Below are 3,738 nucleotides of genomic sequence, written 5' to 3'. Positions count from 1 at the left end.
TGTGCCAGCATACGCTGCCGTCCAGCGATATCGATGGTGAAGACATCTGTTTGCAGAACCGTCGTTTGGCCGGTGTATTGCCCGGAAATCTGCACAACCAAGCGCTGTGCTATGTCCAGCAGTTGCGCGCTTTGGGCCGCGATTTCATTGACGTCGTCTAGTGTACCTGTGCCTGCTTCAACCTTGGCGGCTAGCACTGCGATAGGGGCCCACAGATCTTTGATTTTATTGATGCCAGCAAGCGTACGCCGCCGGTCTTCGGCACCTGAGATACCAAGGTCTGGATCGCCAAATTCGAGCGCATTTAGGATTTGCGCGAACTCTGTCGTTGTCGTGCCCAGGCTTGCGCGGCTCATCTCCGGTGCGATACCTGCTTGTGCATAGCAAGACGTTGCCACGATCTTTTGGCTAAGCATACGTAGCTTACCCGAGAAATTGATCCGTTCGCTGGCACCACTGTCCTGGACAAACTGCACAGGCGTGACCTGCGATACATCCGCATCATCGGCATGAACAGTAGTGGCGCTGGCGAGGCCGACAAAGCCCAAAATGAGAGCGAAATTGGACGTTTTCCGGAAACGTGTTTGGGCAGCATTCTTGTGCGTCATGCGAGACACTCCATCTGTCGGCATAACACTGCCGAGGTTAAACAACTGAGCTATCAAAAGCAGTGATGTGCTGCAGATAACCCATTTCGAACTCAAAATGTTTGGTTCGAGTACGTGGGCCTTACACAACCGAAATCAGGCTAAATTAAGACGTTTCGTCTCAAAATACGTGAAGTGTGAATCTTAACCACGAAGGCTGCAGTTTACAGTTAAAACAAACGTTTTTCACAAAAAACCCCGCCGGAATTGGCGGGGTTTTCAAGGTGACCTAGCGTAAGGCTTACTGTGGGATTTCGCCAGTGATGCCTTCAACGTAGAAGTTCATGCCAGCCAATGTGCCGTCATCTGCGATCTCGCCGTCCGCCAGCCAAACAGAACCGTCCTGTTTGTTGATCGGGCCTGTAAAGGCGTGGTATTCGCCGGTGCGCAAGACTTCGATCATGGCTTCTGCAGATGCTTTGACGTCAGCAGGTACAGCGTCGGTGATTTCACCGATACCAACCATGCCTGGGCCGATGCCGTCCCATGTGTCAGTGCTTTCCCATGTGCCATCCATGACTGCTTTGGTGCGCGCGATGTAGTAAGGCGCCCAATCGTCGATGATGGAAGAAACGCGTGGGAATGGACCGAACTCTGCCATGTCGGATGCTTGGCCGAATGTCACAACATTGCCAGCAGCTTGCGCTGCGGCCTGCGGTGCAGTCGAATCGGTGTGCTGCAAAATCACGTCAGCGCCTTGTTCGATCAGAACAGAGGCAGCTTCGGCTTCTTTTGCTGGATCGAACCAAGTGTAGGCCCAAACAATTTTGAACTCGACGTCAGGGTTGACTTCGCGCGCATGCAAGAATGCAGAGTTGATGCCACGGATAACTTCCGGGATCGGGAAGGACGCAATGTAGCCCACAATGTTGCTTTCGGTCATGTGACCGGCAATGTGGCCTTGGATCGCGCGGCCTTCATAGAAGCGTGCGGAATAGGTGGATACGTTATCAGCGCGCTTGTAACCAGTTGCGTGCTCGAACTTCACATCCGGGAAATTGGCAGCGACGTTGATTGTTTGATCCATATAACCAAAGGAAGTTGTAAAGATCAGGTCGGCACCTTGCAGCGCCATCTGTGTCATCACGCGCTCTGCGTCGGCACCTTCAGGGACGCTTTCGACGTAGACGGTTTCAACCGCGTCGCCGAATGCTTCTTCGACGGCCAAACGGCCTTTGTCGTGCTCGTAAGTCCAGCCGCCGTCGCCGATTGGGCCAACGTAGACAAAGCCTACTTTGGTTTGATGCGCATCGGCAAAAGCGCCGGTGGCAAAACCAAGTGCAAGTGTTGCACCGGTCAGAATGGATTTGATTTTCATGTGTTTCCCCTTGGTGGTCTTGTTGGTGACGCCTTTAACGTGAGGCATGGAATGATTGGCCCAGTGATCCGGGCGCTCGTCCAGCCCGCATAATAACCAGAACGGCGATGGTTGCCAGATACGGCGCCATAGAAAGATACTCAACTGCGATTGCAGCGCCCGCTGCTTGCAGATTTAGCTGCAGGACGGTCACGCCGCCAAACAAATAGGCACCCAGCAAAAGCCGCCCCGGTCGCCAGCTGGCGAAGACAACAATGGCCAGTGCGATCCAGCCTGCGCCAGCGGTCATGCCTTCGGTCCATTGGGGTACGCGCACAAGGCTCAGGTACGCCCCACCAAGCCCTGCACAGGCTCCGCCAAACATGATCGCCATAATCCGCACGCGGACAACATGATAGCCCAAGGCGTGTGCGGCTTCGTGGTTTTCGCCGACGGCACGCAGGATCAATCCAGCGCGTGAATACCTGAGGAAAGCCCAGACGACCGCGACGATCAGTAGGCCCACATAGACCATCGGGTCATGCTGGAAAACGATTGGTCCCAAAACGGGAATGTCCCCAAGCAACGGGATGTGCCAATCTGGAAAGCTGGGTGCTTTGATCCCGATATAGCCTTGGCCCATCAGTGCCGAAAGGCCCAAACCAAACAGGGTCAGTGCAAGTCCGGTGGCCACTTGGTTTGACAGCAATATCTGCGTCAGAAAGCCAAAAATCAGCGATATCAGCGCACCGCCGATGGCAGCCCCGATAAAGCCCAGCCAGGGTGAACCGGTCGCGACCGCAACGACAAATCCGCAGACGGCTCCGGTGATCATCATGCCCTCGACCCCGAGGTTCAGGACACCTGCACGCTCAACCACCAACTCTCCGATTGCAGCAAGCAGGATAGGGGTGGCGGCGACCATCAAAGACGCCAGGAGCAGGATCGGATTGATTGAAGAAAGATCCATTATGCGACCCCCCCTTTTCCAAATCGGACGCGGTAGTTGGTCAACACATCAACAGCGAGCAGGAAGAACAACAGCATCCCTTGTAGCAATTGGATCGCAGCCAGTGGCAGCCCAAGGTTGGATTGCGCGATTTCGCCGCCGATATAGGTCAACGCCATCAGTCCTCCGGCCAGCAGAATGCCGACGGGATGCAAACGACCCAGAAACGCCACGATGATTGCAGTAAAGCCATAGCCGACGTTGAAATCGATGCTGATCTGGCCTGCGGGACCAGAGACTTCGAAAAGTCCAGCAAGTCCGGCCAATGCGCCCGAAATACCCATGCAGATCAAGATTAACTTCGACGGGTTCACACCCGCAAAACGCGCGGCGCGTGGGCTTTGGCCTGACAGACGCACGTTAAAGCCAAAGATGTGTCGCGACAGGGCGACGTAGGCGAAAATCACTGCGATAAAGGCTGCAACAATCCCCCAATGCATACCTGCGGATTGATCAATCCAACTGGTCGCGGACGGGTATTGCGCCAAGTTGCGGCTGCCCGGAAACCCCATACCTTCGGGGTTGCGCAACGTGCCAAGCGCCATAGAGGCCAGTAATTGCTCTGCCACATAGACCAACATCAAGGACACCAGAATTTCGTTGGTGCCAAATTTGACGCGGAGAAACCCGGGGATCATGGCCCAAAGAAAGCCACCAAATGCGCCGGCCAAAACCATCAGCGGAAATATGATGAAGGATTCGTAAGGGTAAAACGCGAGCCCAACTGCCGCTCCGAAAATTGCGCCGACAATATACTGGCCTTCTGCGCCAATGTTCCAAATCCC

The 3,738-nt window shown here is 54.8% G+C and carries 4 protein-coding genes; all 4 read right to left on the bottom strand.

Going from position 1 to position 3,738, the window contains the following annotated elements; translation table 11 throughout:
- Positions 1-608: type IV pili methyl-accepting chemotaxis transducer N-terminal domain-containing protein (locus tag QZ197_RS13665; protein ID WP_296432670.1), on the bottom strand; the 608-nt coding region annotated here is incomplete at its 3' end.
- A 280-nt stretch (positions 609-888) separates the two neighbouring features.
- Positions 889-1,965, bottom strand: a complete 1,077-nt coding sequence (locus QZ197_RS13660; protein WP_296432669.1) for a BMP family ABC transporter substrate-binding protein — start codon at positions 1,963-1,965, stop codon at positions 889-891.
- 34 nt (positions 1,966-1,999) lie between these two features.
- Positions 2,000-2,914, bottom strand: coding sequence for an ABC transporter permease (locus QZ197_RS13655; RefSeq protein ID WP_296432668.1), 915 nt, complete (start codon positions 2,912-2,914; stop codon positions 2,000-2,002).
- A partial coding sequence (locus tag QZ197_RS13650) for an ABC transporter permease (protein ID WP_296432667.1) occupies positions 2,914-3,738 on the bottom strand: 825 nt, incomplete at its 5' end. The genes QZ197_RS13655 and QZ197_RS13650, both read right to left, overlap by 1 nt.

The sequence above is a fragment of the Yoonia sp. genome (assembly GCF_017854415.1).
Classification (GTDB): domain Bacteria; phylum Pseudomonadota; class Alphaproteobacteria; order Rhodobacterales; family Rhodobacteraceae; genus Yoonia.
Note: the sequence above shows the minus strand (reverse complement) of the source record. Positions and strands in the feature narration are given on the sequence as shown.

What these genes read in the sequence shown, in the direction of transcription:
- QZ197_RS13660 (WP_296432669.1), bottom strand. Translation starts at nt 1,965, where the DNA reads ATGAAAATCAAATCCATTCTGACCGGTGCAACACTTGCACTTGGTTTT.
- QZ197_RS13655 (WP_296432668.1), bottom strand. Translation starts at nt 2,914, where the DNA reads ATGGATCTTTCTTCAATCAATCCGATCCTGCTCCTGGCGTCTTTGATG.